The sequence below is a fragment of the Prevotella sp. oral taxon 299 str. F0039 genome (assembly GCF_000163055.2).
Taxonomy (GTDB): domain Bacteria; phylum Bacteroidota; class Bacteroidia; order Bacteroidales; family Bacteroidaceae; genus Prevotella.
In genome coordinates, this window is sequence record NC_022111.1 from 579,255 (window position 1) to 592,762 (window position 13,508).

Here is a 13,508-nt window from a genome sequence, read left to right on the forward strand (position 1 = left end):
TAATGCTCATTCTTGTTCTTTAAAAGTAATTCGAACATGTATGTGTTTTAATACTAGTAATTTCCAAATGTCAACTCCACACAATAAGGTTGTGCATAATGTTCCACTTATAATCATAAGAGCTGTGAAATAACTTGGAAGATTGGCAGGGTCTCCACCAAGAACACCATCTAAAGAAAACAATTTTGCAAATGTTATAATGGTTGTTGGTAGCATAATAAGACCACCTAAGCATATTCCCACTAACAAAATTGTAAATGATATGGTTATTAATAGACCTATATTTCTCATTCCTATAAGATATTTTGCACCTAACTTGTGTGTTAGTTTATCTGTAGGATTAAACATATGATTAGCAAAGAGGTATATACTTGGCAAAATGATAATGAAAGTAATAACTAAGCCAACCACGATGTATGATACAATATACCATAAAGGAGATGATTCTTGCATCTTATCTACAGAAAGTTGAATAGTATTTAATGTATAACGGAAATATAAGAATGCTCCTAATGAACCATATAAAATGCTTAAAAAACTATAGAATGCAGAGAATTTAAGTACTCTTTTTAGGTTAAAAAGCAATTTGTATTTATTGATGTTACTTGACACTTGAGCAGTAAAAGCAGAGAATGACAATATGAAAAGAAGTGTCATTATCGATAATAAGATAGCATTTTGCATTACGTCTTTTAAGCTAATGACTGTTTCTATAATTATAAAAGGAGCGTAAGTTATGAGGATTGCGAATAAAAAAGAAGTGATTGCAATCCATGGAGCTACAGCTTTTACTTCTTTCTTTTTAGCCTTTAGCATTTGAGTTAGCGCATATTTCGCAATAGTTGGAATACTTTTTTGACGTATTAATTTCTTCATACTAAATTCTGTCTTTTAAACTCTGCACATGTAATAGCAGTTGCGATGGCAACATTTAAGCTATCAATTGCGCTCTGAGGGTGATAGTTGGGAATCAATAGTTTGTGTGTAAACAGCTGCTTTATGGCAGTAGAAACACCTTTACCTTCATTTCCCATTACGATAATTCCTTTGCTTGAAAGCGTTTGGTTATAGATATTTTCACCATCTAAGCATGTTCCGTATACAGGAACTTTAGGGGCAATATTTTCTATAAAGTTCTTTAAATCGCAATAATTCACCGACACTTGTGCTACACTTCCCATACTTGCTTGGATCACTTTAGGATTATAAACATCAACGGTGTCTTCACTACACACAATGTTTTTAATGCCAAACCAGTCGGCAATGCGTATAATTGTACCTAAATTTCCTGGGTCTTGAACTCCATCTAATGCTAATATTAATTGATTCTGTGGTGTTGCTTCGGTTGTAGGAAAGAAAGGAAAGACAGCTAAAACTTGTTGAGGATGTTGCAAAAAGCTAATCTTCGACAATTCAGAGTCGGTTATTTCGATGATGTTATCAGCCTGTTTGCTCGAGAATTCTTTGAGCTTCGAGGAAGTAGAGAATATTGTGTGTGCCTTTATTTTTGTCAAAAGGTCAGCAATAACCTTTGGTCCTTCGGCAACAAATAAACGCTCTTGTTGTCTGTTTTTCTTGAGTTCAAGAGAGCGAATGAATTTTATCTTATTCTTACCTAGCATTTTATGGGTGTTATACTGCAAAGATAAAGAAATAAAGTGATATTAAGATGAAATCGAATAAAATAATTTCAAATTATAAAAGTACTAAAGACTATAGTGATATTACCGAGAGAAGACCCCTCTATATTATTCGTCTTGAAGGTCAATCAGTTTGTAAAACTCTTTTCGTAGTTCATTATCTGTTTGAAAAATTCCTGTTAAACGTGCCACTGTCATTTTTCCGTTGTTCTTAACACCTCTCATACTTTTGCATAAGTGAGTGCCTTTCATAACGATAGCAAATCCTAATGCTTGGTTGTTTAGTGCTTCTGAAAGCATATCTATAATGTCTTTTGCAAGTCGTTCTTGTAGCTGTAATCGTGCCGAAAAATAGCCAACAACGCGTGCGATCTTACTTATTCCTAATATTCTTCCATCGGGATGAGGGATATAAGCAAAGTAGTATTTACCAAAAAAAGGAAGCATGTGATGTTCGCACATAGAAAAGTAATCGCCCGAATCAAAAACTAAATCGCTTGTGTGTTCATCGTTTTCAAATGTGGTGATAGTTGGTTTTTGGCTATTATCATAGCCTCTAAATATCTCTTGCCACATTTTTATAATTCGTTGAGGTGTGCCTTGCAGTCCTTCTCTATTGGGATTTTCTCCAATTGTTTCGAGAATAAGTTTTAGGGCATGTTCAATATTTTGTGTGTTTGTAGGGATAATCTCCATTTGGGGTTCTTTTTTATATATTCAATTACTTGGTTTATAATTTTTTTATTCTTTGTTTCGTCTTGTAAATCGCATGGCTGTAAGAAATAATGGTCGGCTTTTATTGTTTCGTATACTGACATGTTATTACTTCCATCGTACACCACTTTAAGTTCATTGATACGCTCAGCCTTTATTTCTGCTCGTTTGCAATATTCAAATTTAGGCGATACTGTTATCCAATCGGTATTTGGGGGAGGAATAATAGTGCCATTTGTTTCTATTTGCACCTTTTTACCTATAGCATGAAGTTTGTGAATGAGAGACTCTGTTAATTGTATTGTAGGCTCTCCACCAGTGATAACTACCCATGTTGAAGGAAACTTATTAATGGATATCACTATTTCTTCTTCGCTCATAGACGTGTAAGTTTCGTGTTGAGTGTCGCAAAATGAGCATGTGAGGTTACAACCCGCAAAACGCAAAAATACAGCAGCTCTGCCTGTATGGGCGCCTTCTCCTTGTAGTGTATAAAATATTTCGTTTACTCTCATAAATCCTTTAAGGGTTTAATTGGGCGGTAACAGAACATTTACGGGTTTCTTCTATTTTGCATTTTGTTAAGGTGCAACCATATTCTTTCAATAGTGTTGGTGCTATATGATTGAGCATATAAAGTGCAATATTTTCTGCGGTGGGGTTAAAAGGTACTACTACAATACTCTCTTTAGATAGATTTTGTAGGGTAGGGAGAAAAGGATCTTCTTGCCAAAGGAGGAATTTATGGTCCCATTGGTCTTCTAACCACTGACAGAGAACTTGTTTAATGATCGAGAAATCTATCACTCTTCCTACATTATCAAGGGTATTTGCTTCTATAGAAAAGTGGAAACGATAGTTGTGTCCGTGCAAATTTTTACACTTACCTTCGTGTTCTACAACTCTATGCCCACACGAAATGTCATGATGTCGTTCGGCTGTTATAGTGGTATTTGTATGAGTCATTGTTTGATATATATGTGATTCGGTGTTTTGAAAAGTGCTTTATAGAGCCAAAATACTGCTATTCTAGTCTTTTTAGTGTACTTTTATAACTTGTAAAAGTGTGAAAACGATGATAATAATAAATAAATGAAAAGAAAAAGAGAACACCAACAAGCAGCGCTCTCTCTTTCTTTTATTTTGTTTCTATTTCTTCCTGCATATCTATAAACTGCTTTTGTGGGTCGAAAAACTCGTATTGTAGGAATGCGAGCTTTTGTGATGGAATGATATGAACACCAAATCCATATTTAAACTGCCATTTTCTTTTTATAGACCATAATCCTTTGTTGAGATAAGCTGCAACATAAGGGTGTACATGAAGATAGAATTTGTGAATGCCAATCTTGTTGATTAGTTGGTCAATCTTACTCTCTAATTGTTCTGTAAATAGTACACTTGAGCGTATTTTCCCTTTTCCAAAGCAAGTGGGGCAGGTCTCTTCTACATTAACATCAATAGCTGGACGTACCCTCTGACGTGTTATTTGCATTAAACCAAACTTACTTAAAGGCAGAATGTTGTGTCTTGCGCGGTCTTTTTGCATGTTTTTACACATTCGTTCATATAACAATTGTCTGTCTTCTGCCAAGTGCATGTCGATAAAATCTACAACAATGATACCTCCCATGTCTCTTAATCTGAGTTGACGGGCAAGCTCATCAGCCGCACCTAAATTGACATCGAGCGCATTAGCTTCTTGTCCATTTTCGGAACGAGTGCGGTTTCCGCTATTTACATCTACAACATGAAGTGCTTCTGTATGTTCTATAATAAGATAAGCACCATGTTTGTAGTTTATAGTTTTACCAAAGCTTGATTTTATCTGTTTAGTGATGTTGAAGTTGTCGAATATCGGAACTGTTCCTGAATACATCTTAACAATGCTTGCTTTATCAGGGGCAATGAGTTCAAGATAGTTCTTTATTTCTGCAAAAACTTCTTCATCATTAACATAAATATTTTCAAATGAGGGATTAAACAGATCTCTTAATAATGCTATTGTTCGTCCTGTTTCCTCATAAATCAATTGTGGACGTTTTTGAGTTTTTTGTATTTTAAGGATAGCAGCTTCCCATCTGTTGTTCAAAACTTTTAGTTCGGCGTCTAATTCGGCTACCCTTTTACCCTCAGCAACAGTCCTAACAATTACTCCACAATTTTTTGGTTTAATGCTATGGATTAGTTGTTTAAGTCGTGCTCTTTCTTCTCCGCTTTTAATTTTAGAAGATACAGATACTTGATTGCTAAAAGGAATAAGTACTAAATATCTTCCTGCGAAACTCAACTCGCCTGTTAAACGAGGTCCTTTAGTCGATATTGGCTCTTTAACAATTTGAACTAATACCTCTTGTCCTACGCTTAAGGTGCTTTGAATACTACTATCTTTCTTTATTTCGGGAAGTTTTAGAGCTTTAGAGAAAGGAGATAGTTTCTTTCTATCACTCTGTACTTGTTTTATATACTTATCGTACGAGTTAAATTGGCTTCCTAAGTCAAGATAATGAAGAAAGGCATCACGTTCATAACCTAAATCTACGAAACAGGCATTGAGCCCTGGCATGAGCTTCTTAACTTTGGCAATGTAAACATTACCCACAGAAAATGAAGCTGATCGGGACTCGTTTTGATACTCTACAAGGTTTTTATCTTCAAGCAGAGCTATCGAAATTTCCTTCTCTCGTGCATCAATTATGATTTCACTTGTCATTCTTTTCCTTCCTGCTTAGTTTAAATTTGAAAGGGTATGTCAAAAATATTCGTCTGAAATCTCTGACATACCCCTCTTTCGATAGACGTTAAGGGGACATTATTTGCTCTTATGTCTATTCTTTCTTAGTCTCTTTTTACGTTTGTGAGTAGCCATCTTGTGGCCCTTTTTCTTTTTACCGTTTGGCATAACTGTATTGTTTTAAATTATTATTGTGTTATTTTTATATCTTTATTTTCTAAAAAAATAATGTAAGAATATATTTATCCTTGTTTCATTTTTTCTGCAAAACTTTTTGCAGGTTTGAAACTTGGGAAGTCATGTGCATCAATTGTCATTGTTGTATTTTTAAGAATATTACGTGCAGTCTTTGCAGCTCTGTGTTTGATTGTGAAACTACCAAAACCACGAAGATATACGTTTTCTTTTTTGTTGAGCAGGCTATCTTTGATAGTTCCCATTAGACTTTCTACAACAACCGAAACGTCTTTCTTTTGTAAGCCTGTTGATAAGGCTATTTCATTAATGATATCCGCTTTTGTCATTTTATCTTTATCTTTATATGTCTTTTCCCCTTATTCTCTAAATAAGGTTTGCAAATATACAATTTTTCGATGTTATATGGAAATTTATTATTACTTTTTTCTCATAAATGCTTGCTAATCTTGCATTTTTATATCTTTCAGTATTAATCTTTTGGTATTTTGAAGAAAGAATATTTCATCTTTTCCTCTTCTATTGTGTTATCCTAAAATATCCTATAAGACTTCCTTTGTTATGCTTATTGATCGTTTTTAAGACATATTCTCCTTGTGGAATACCTTTTATGTTCACTTGGTTATCCTTTATACTTCTAGTGTATAATGGAGTTCCTTGTAGCGTTTCAATAGCAACAAATGATGATGTATATTGTATGTCTTGCGATAGTAAGATACTATTATCATTCGTTTTGAGCCACAATAAGGGTGCTTTTGAAGTGTAAACGCTATGCTTTTTTTCTTGAATTGCATTGCTTTCGTTGCCATATCTGTCCATAGCTGTAACAGCATAGAATAGCTTGTTGTTATTAGGAATGGTGGCACTCTCTTCTTTTAAGCGTGTTTGAACAAGGTTTCCAGGATTGTTTATGTCTACAGGAGACTTGCTGTCGGCATATATATTATATAATAGGTAGGGAGCATTGCTGTTGTCTTTTGCACCACTCCATGAGATTTTGCCATTTACCTTATCTATATTGATGGCTTGAGGAGCCGTTGGGGCTATGCTGTGACGCCAGGTTATAGCAGGAATAAGAGCAGGATATCTGTTATAATTGTTTGCAACGAAGAAATATAATCCTTTTAGATTATCTGTGAAAAACTTACTTCTAAAGTATGCATTGCCAAGATGATATTGTCTTAAAACATTGAGTTCTTGTGTGATTGTTTCGAGAGACCAGTTCTTTTCCTTTGGATCCATAAAGTAAATGCCTAGGCCTGGTGCTATAGTCTTACCGTAATTGTTCTCAGACCAGTCTATTGCAAAGGGATAAAATTGATTTCCTTTGAAATACATCATGGGATATAACTCATCCATTAGATTGTCTTTCAACCAAAGTTGAGCATCTTGGCACACCTTGTGATAGGCATTCCAACCATGACTCCAATATCTACTAAGGTCGTTAAATTTTCCAATAGGAGAACAACTCATCTTTACCCATGGCTTAAGTCCATATACTTTAGAGCTAATTGCTTTAACAATATTAGTGATATGATTCCTACCTGTTTCTTTAAGAACCTTTATGTTCCATGTTTCTGGATATCGAATATAGTCTAAGTGAATACCATCAATATCGTATTTGCTTGTTATTTCTCCACAAATATTAGCGAGATATTGAGCCGTTTGAGGATTTTCCATATCCATAAAGCCTTCTTCTCCAATCCTTTTCAGTAGAGATGGGTATCTATTGCGAAGATTTTTGCAGCCTTCTTGATTCCATTTCCCCATAGGAATAGTTACAATCCACGCTTGAATTTCCATTCCCCTTTTATGACATTCTTCGATAGCAAACCCTAAAGCGTCATATCCTGGTGACTTGTTAGGTGTTCCTGACAAGCAACCATCCCATGGTTCATAATCTGAGGAATATACAACGGTTCCTCTAATACGTGTTTGAAATAAGACGGTATTGATGCCTGCAAGTTTCAATTGATCGAGTATTACTTGTAATTCTTTCTTTTGTTTGGTGATTGAAGTAGGGCTTTGAGCGTAGCTATGAGGCCAATCTAGTCCTCCAATAGTGGTTAACCACACCGCACGTACCTCTCTTTTAGGTGATAAACTTGATTGAAAGTTGAACAAAGAAGAATTGAAATTTGTTTGACCTTTTATTGTTTGTATTGCAAATAAAGTCAATATTAGAAATAGAACTTTTTTCATCTGTATAAATATTTCACACACTTGTGTTTTAATATATTGTTTATAAACCGTTTGCAAAGATAATATAATTATTAGATTTAGCTCTACGACTTAGACAAAATGTATGTTATTGAATGGCTTAATAAATCAATATGAAACAGTCTCAACAGGCAATCTTCTTGTCAAATCACTGCCAAAAATGTCTTTGGCATAGTTTTTGATAATTCACATTAGTAGAAAATAATATAAGTAATAAATATAAATTTAATGATTATGAATATCAAACCATTGGCAGACAGAGTGCTTGTACTACCTGCACAAGCTGAAGAAAAAGTAGGAGGAATAATAATTCCAGACACAGCAAAAGAGAAACCATTAAAAGGAAACGTTATTGCTGTTGGAGAAGGAACTAAAGACGAACCTATGATTTTGAAAGAAGGCGATGAAGTTCTTTATGGAAAATATAGTGGTACAGAGCTTGAATTAGAAGGAACTAAATACCTTATAATGCGCCAAAGTGATGTCTTGGCAGTTTTTAATAAATAAAATACGGAACAATAATATAAATATTTACCATTATGGCTAAAGAAATTAAATTCAATATAGATGCACGTGACCTCTTAAAACGTGGTGTAGACCAACTTGCAGACGCTGTAAAAGTAACACTAGGTCCTAAAGGTCGCAATGTAGTTATCGAGAAAAAGTTTGGTGCTCCACTTATTACTAAGGACGGAGTGAGTGTTGCAAAGGAGATTGAACTAGAGGATAAGTTTGAGAATACTGGTGCTCAACTTGTTAAAAGCGTGGCAAGTAAAACTGGAGATGATGCTGGAGATGGTACAACAACAGCAACTATTTTGACTCAAGCAATTGTTACTGAGGGGCTAAAGAACGTAACTGCAGGTGCTAACCCTATGGATCTTAAGAGAGGAATTGATAAGGCTGTGAAGACAGTTGTTGATTATATTAAAACTAACTCAGAGCAAGTTGGAGACAACTACGATAAGATTGAACAGGTTGCAACAGTTTCAGCGAACAATGATCCTGAAATAGGTAAATTGCTTGCAGATGCAATGCGTAAGGTAAGTAAGGACGGAGTGATTACTATTGAAGAAAGTAAAAGCCGTGAAACTTATATCAATGTAGTTGAAGGTATGCAGTTTGACAGAGGTTATCTCTCTGGTTATTTCGTAACAGACTCTGAAAAAATGGAGTGTGTTATGGACAATCCATACATTCTTATTTATGATAAAAAGATTAGCAACATAAAAGATTTCCTTCCAATTCTTCAACCAGCAGCAGAAACTGGCAGACCTTTATTGGTGATTGCAGAGGATGTTGATAGTGAAGCTTTAACCACTTTGGTAGTAAACCGCCTACGTGCAGGTTTGAAGATTTGCGCAGTTAAGGCACCAGGTTTTGGTGATCGTCGTAAAGCAATGCTTGAAGATATCGCAATATTAACTGGTGGAACTGTTATAAGTGAAGAGAAGGGATTGAAGCTTGAACAAGCTACTCTTGAAATGTTAGGTACTGCAGAGAAGGTAACTATCGATAAAGAGAATACTACCATCGTAAATGGTGCAGGCTCAAAAGAAAGTATTCAAGACCGTGTTAGCCAAATAAAGAATGAAATTGCAAGCACAACAAGCTCTTATGATAAAGAGAAATTACAAGAAAGACTTGCTAAATTGGCAGGTGGTGTAGCTGTTCTTTATGTCGGTGCAAATAGCGAAGTTGAGATGAAAGAAAAGAAAGATCGTGTAGATGATGCTTTCTATGCAACTCGTGCAGCTATTGAAGAAGGTGTTGTTGCAGGTGGTGGTTCGACTTATATCCATGCTCTTGATGCACTAAAAGAACTTAAGGGAGATAATCAAGACGAACAAACAGGTATCAATATCGTTGAGCGTGCAATCGAAGAACCATTGCGTCAGATTGTTGCTAATGCTGGTGGAGAAGGTGCTGTCGTTGTTCAAAAGGTGCGTGAAGGTAAGAATGACTTCGGATATAATGCAAGAACAGGTGTTTATGAAGACCTACGTAAGGCTGGAGTTATCGATCCTGCAAAGGTTTCTCGTGTGGCTTTAGAGAACGCAGCATCAATTGCTGGAATGTTCTTAACAACTGAATGTATTATAGTTGATAAGCCAGAAGAAAACGCAATGCCTGCAATGGGACAACCAGGAATGGGCGGAATGATGTAAAAATAGTTATTTCTAATGTACAAAAGAGGGTGAAGCATTTATTGTGTTTCACCCTCTTTTATGTTTTATAATTATTTCCTTAGTATTAAATTGTTTTGAATACGGGTATTTATGTCATCTCTGTTGATTCTAAAAGGTTATAAAAGTATGAGAAAGTTTCTACTATTTCATTACTTTTTTATAATTTTGTAAGAAAAGAGAGGACTATATAAATGTTGAATTTTGTGTCGTGGGGTAGCGGAAGTAGTGGTAATTGCTATTTCCTTTATACTGAGAATGAGGGACTATTAATTGATGCAGGAGTTGGAGTTCGTACGATTAAAAAGTATTTTAGAGAATATGGATTAAAGCTCTCACAAATCAATAATATTCTAATAACACATGATCATGCCGATCATGTCAAGGCTGTTGGTGCCTTAAGCATTGAAACTGGAGCAAAAGTGTGGTCAACTAAGCCCGTACATATTGGTATTATGAAGAACTTTTGTGTAAGAAAGAAAGTCCCAGAAGATAATATCTCTATTATAGAAACAGGTTCAATGTTTAGCATTGGCTCATTTGATATCCAATCATGTCATGTTCCTCACGATAGCATGGATAACAATGGTTACCTCGTAAAGTATGAAAATATATCACTAGGACTTATTACTGATATTGGAAGTATTACTCAAGATATTGCCCATATTGTTGCAAATGTAAACTATTTAGTGGTAGAAGCCAATCATGATATCAATTTATTATTGAGCGGAAAGTATCCCCAACGTCTTAAAGAACGTATCCTTTCATCACACGGACATTTATCAAATAAAGACTGTGGACAGCTACTTGCAACTTATGGAACAGCCAACTTGCAGCGTGTTTGGCTATGCCATTTAAGCGAAGATAATAACCAACCAGAAATAGCTCTTAGCGATATTAAGGAAATCATTGCTGATACAGTGTTCTATAAGAATCCTGATTTCAAAATAGAAACACTTGAAAGAAAACGTCCTACTGGTGTTTTTGAATTGAAATAAAAAAGCCAACCTTGTATAGCTTCAATAAGAGCAAAGATGGATTTTTGCTATAAATAAGCTGTTTTTCTATCTTGTTTTGTGCTAAAAGAAAAAAACTGCTTACAACATCAGTAAGATGTAATCTTTTAATTAAATTCATAGCAACCACCAGTTGAGAGTGATTTTGCACCTTATTTTGATTATAAAACAAGGTAGTAAGAGCCGTTTTTATCTTATTTAGATAGGTTTTATTGTCTTCGAACTCGCAGATTAGAATAGGGTTGTCGATGTGTTGTATTATAATACCATGTTGTTCTAAAGTTCTTCCCAATATAACATCTTCATAACCATAAGCTTTTATACTTTCATCGAAAGGGTGATTAAGTATTACTTCTTTATTAATTAAAAAGTTAGGAGTGCAGAAAGAGCGATAAGGAGAAGCCCTCCGATGCTGTAAATCGTGTTTACTTTCACTAGTTTTTTCGTATTTATAGCGTAGATTTCCTTTCCATTTATTTTTGTTATTATCGTTTATTGTGCCACCATAAACAACTGATGCAGAATCAATAATTTCAATATATTGCCGTAAAAATAATGGTGTTGGTAAATAAACGTCGCTATCTAAGAATAGTAATTGAGGATATTGGGCTTGTGAAGCCAAAAAGTTTCGAATAGAAGATCTACCTACATTAGTTTCTCTAATGATGTACTTGCAATGTGGAAATTGATTAATTATTTTATTTTCTATAATTGTTTCTTTGCTTTCAGATCCATCATCAGCAACAATAACCTCAAAAATAAGGTCTTGAATGGCTGTTGCTTGTTTCACTAACTCTTTAATAAGGCGAGTGCAAACATAATCTTTTGTAGGTATAAGTATTGATAATTCTTTCTTCATGTCATTGTAAAATATAAAAAGGTAAGCTACACTTTAATCGTTTTTCTTTATGTATCCATCAATAGAAGTGAGCCATTCTTCATTAGATAAATAAGTTAGAGCTTCAAAAAGATACCTTTCTGGGATATTTATCTTGTATAAGTCAGTGATAATATGCTCTTTACCATCGCTTAATAGATCTTTAATTTCCATTATAGCATGATCTATAGAGGTTTTAAAATTAGGATCTTCGAGGTGTTCAAGACATACATCACATTGTTTACAATCGTGAGAACGTTCTTCACCAAAGTATCGAAGAAGCTGTCTACTACGGCAAACATCGTGATACTTAGCGTAAGTTATAACTGATTTTATGCGTAAACTAAATTGCTCTTTTCTTCTTTCATATACTTCAGGAGGTATAATTAGTTTGTTGGGATCAGCTCTTTCACAAAGAAAAGTGATGTAAGGTATCTTCTTTTGAGGGATATAATGTAAGATATGTCGCTGACTTAAGCCTTTTAATAAAAGATATATCTCTTTACGAGTTAAGCCAGAACGCTCAGAAATAAGATCTTCATCTATATAAACATAATCAATAAATAAACCCCCATATAACCTTAATAAAGTTGTAATGACAAGGTCTTCTTTGGGTGAAAGACTTTGAAGTAGATATAGATCATTGCGTTGTAGCAAGAAGATAGCACGAGACGAGGCATCAGGGTCGTGTTCAAATTCAATATAACCAGCCCTCATAAGGATAGTAAGAGCAGATTGTAATTGAGCAGGAAAATGTTTAAATACTCTACAGAACTTATCGATGTCGAAAACAAAAGTGCGTCCTCTTCCAGTTCCGTAGGCTACTTGAAAGAAGTAAGCCAAATGTGCATAAACCTGTTTTATATAATCTTTTTCAGGAAAAGAAGTAGCTATTCGTTTATTTAGTTTGCGCTCATCACTATCGTTATACAACAAAACTGCCCATGCTTTATTGCCATCTCTACCTGCTCTACCTGCTTCTTGAAAGTAAGCTTCTATAGAATCGGGGCAATCAATATGTATAACGAGTCGTACGTCGCTTTTATCAATTCCCATTCCAAACGCATTTGTAGCAACCATTACACGCACTTCGCTGTTTTGCCAGGCTGCTTGGTGCTTGTCTTTTACGCTGTGTTCCAGTCCAGCATGATAGAAAGTAGAGTGTATTCCGTTCTCGTTAAGTAACTTCGACACTTCCTTTGCTCTTAAACGACTTCTCACATACACCACAGCACTACCATTAACAGAGTTCAGAATATGCATTAGTTCTTCTTCCTTGCCATTTGTTTCGCGGACAATATATGCCAAGTTCTTTCGTTCAAAACTCATTTTAAAGATATTTTCTTCTTTAAAATGTAATTGCTGTTGAATGTCTTTTATAACCAAAGGGGGAGCAGTTGCAGTTAAAGCAAGTATCGGAGTGTTGGGTATTAATTGGCGAATCTCCGCAATATTTAAGTAAGAAGGGCGAAAATCATATCCCCATTGACTAATACAATGAGCTTCATCGACAGTTATGAAGCTAACTTTTATGTGTTGAAGTTTCTTTTTAAAGAAGTCTGAAGATAAACGTTCGGGAGATACATACAACAACTTTATATTCCCTAAGATACAATTATCGAGTGTAGTAATAACCTCTTGGCGAGACATTCCAGAATGAATTGCAACTGCAGTTATAGATCTTTTGCGTAAGTTCTGTACTTGATCTTTCATTAATGCAATGAGTGGAGTTATAACTATGCATGTTCCTTCCAATAATAAGGCAGGAACTTGAAAGGTAATAGATTTACCCCCACCTGTAGGCATCAATCCTAATGTATCTTTTTTATCACAGATACTGGTGATGATATCTTCTTGAATGCCTCTAAAACTCGTATATCCCCAATATTCTTGGAGAATCTCTTTATGCCGGGTTAGTTGCATATT

Annotated in this window: 13 protein-coding genes; 3 read left to right on the forward strand and 10 right to left on the reverse strand. The window is 34.9% G+C overall.

Annotated elements, in window-relative coordinates; genetic code table 11:
- Window positions 1-6: 6 nt before the first annotated feature.
- From HMPREF0669_RS05345 to HMPREF0669_RS05380, 8 genes are all read right to left on the reverse strand, one after another.
- On the reverse strand, window positions 7-876 hold the full coding sequence (locus HMPREF0669_RS05345) for a hypothetical protein (protein ID WP_009227505.1): 870 nt from the start codon (window positions 874-876) through the stop codon (window positions 7-9).
- Window positions 873-1,622, reverse strand: coding sequence for an RNA methyltransferase (locus HMPREF0669_RS05350; protein ID WP_020967209.1), 750 nt, complete (start codon window positions 1,620-1,622; stop codon window positions 873-875). Before HMPREF0669_RS05350 ends, HMPREF0669_RS05345 begins: the two co-directional genes overlap by 4 nt.
- A 126-nt stretch (window positions 1,623-1,748) precedes the next feature.
- Entirely contained in the window at window positions 1,749-2,336 is a 588-nt protein-coding gene (gene folE / locus HMPREF0669_RS05355; protein ID WP_009227507.1) for a GTP cyclohydrolase I, read from the reverse strand.
- Window positions 2,291-2,869 carry a radical SAM protein gene (locus HMPREF0669_RS05360; protein ID WP_009227508.1) on the reverse strand — a complete coding sequence of 193 codons (579 nt, stop codon included), beginning with the start codon at window positions 2,867-2,869 and terminating at the stop codon, window positions 2,291-2,293. The genes folE and HMPREF0669_RS05360 overlap by 46 nt, the downstream gene beginning before the upstream one ends.
- Window positions 2,870-2,876: 7 nt before the next feature.
- The gene (locus HMPREF0669_RS05365) at window positions 2,877-3,320 is read right to left on the reverse strand and encodes a 6-carboxytetrahydropterin synthase (RefSeq protein ID WP_009227509.1); all 444 of its coding nucleotides are present in this window, start codon (window positions 3,318-3,320) and stop codon (window positions 2,877-2,879) included.
- Window positions 3,321-3,492: 172 nt separating this feature from the next.
- Entirely contained in the window at window positions 3,493-5,067 is a 1,575-nt protein-coding gene (locus HMPREF0669_RS05370; RefSeq protein WP_009227510.1) for an Rne/Rng family ribonuclease, read from the reverse strand.
- 263 nt (window positions 5,068-5,330) lie between these two features.
- A complete protein-coding gene (locus HMPREF0669_RS05375; protein WP_009227511.1) occupies window positions 5,331-5,612 on the reverse strand; it encodes an HU family DNA-binding protein in 282 nt (93 codons plus the stop codon).
- 190 nt (window positions 5,613-5,802) lie between these two features.
- Window positions 5,803-7,485 carry a glycoside hydrolase family 10 protein gene (locus tag HMPREF0669_RS05380; RefSeq protein WP_044045644.1) on the reverse strand — a complete coding sequence of 561 codons (1,683 nt, stop codon included), beginning with the start codon at window positions 7,483-7,485 and terminating at the stop codon, window positions 5,803-5,805.
- Between the two features lie 252 nt (window positions 7,486-7,737).
- On the opposite strand from HMPREF0669_RS05380, the gene HMPREF0669_RS05385 reads away from it, so the two are divergent.
- From HMPREF0669_RS05385 to HMPREF0669_RS05395, 3 genes are all read left to right on the forward strand, one after another.
- A complete protein-coding gene (locus tag HMPREF0669_RS05385) occupies window positions 7,738-8,010 on the forward strand; it encodes a co-chaperone GroES (RefSeq protein ID WP_044045723.1) in 273 nt (90 codons plus the stop codon).
- A gap of 32 nt (window positions 8,011-8,042) precedes the next feature.
- The gene (groL, locus tag HMPREF0669_RS05390) at window positions 8,043-9,671 is read left to right on the forward strand and encodes a chaperonin GroEL (RefSeq protein WP_009227514.1); all 1,629 of its coding nucleotides are present in this window, start codon (window positions 8,043-8,045) and stop codon (window positions 9,669-9,671) included.
- Between the two features lie 212 nt (window positions 9,672-9,883).
- Window positions 9,884-10,687 carry an MBL fold metallo-hydrolase gene (locus HMPREF0669_RS05395; protein WP_009227515.1) on the forward strand — a complete coding sequence of 268 codons (804 nt, stop codon included), beginning with the start codon at window positions 9,884-9,886 and terminating at the stop codon, window positions 10,685-10,687.
- Here HMPREF0669_RS05395 and HMPREF0669_RS05400 read toward each other — a convergent pair.
- Together HMPREF0669_RS05400 and HMPREF0669_RS05405 are read right to left on the reverse strand one after the other, a co-directional pair.
- Window positions 10,662-11,495 (reverse strand): glycosyltransferase family 2 protein, encoded by an 834-nt coding sequence (locus HMPREF0669_RS05400; RefSeq protein WP_232236476.1) that lies wholly within the window; start codon window positions 11,493-11,495, stop codon window positions 10,662-10,664. The two genes, HMPREF0669_RS05395 and HMPREF0669_RS05400, sit on opposite strands and share 26 nt — an antisense overlap.
- 102 nt (window positions 11,496-11,597) lie before the next feature.
- Window positions 11,598-13,505, reverse strand: a complete 1,908-nt coding sequence (locus HMPREF0669_RS05405; RefSeq protein WP_009227517.1) for an ATP-dependent DNA helicase RecQ — start codon at window positions 13,503-13,505, stop codon at window positions 11,598-11,600.
- Window positions 13,506-13,508: the final 3 nt, after the last annotated feature.